Genomic DNA, 245 nt, shown 5'->3' with positions numbered 1-245 from the left:
TTTTCCTCCATTTCCCCGCGCCTTCGTTGCGCGGACACAAATATATAATCAAACTCAACCCCAAACTCAAATCCACCAAAACTCTAGTGTGCATCTCAATATAATAGTATAATCAAAGAGAGGTGGTATACTACAGAGCACGTAGGGGTGAGTAGGCAATTCTACTCAAATAGAATATCCTGAATGTTTATAAGTCGCCGCTATCTTTTCAAGCACAAATAAGTTGGACTTAGAGCCAGGACACT

Source organism: Catenibacterium sp. AM22-6LB (assembly GCF_003435615.1).
Lineage (GTDB): Bacteria > Bacillota_I > Bacilli_A > Erysipelotrichales > Coprobacillaceae > Catenibacterium > Catenibacterium mitsuoka_A.
This window is presented reverse-complemented; position numbering follows the sequence as displayed.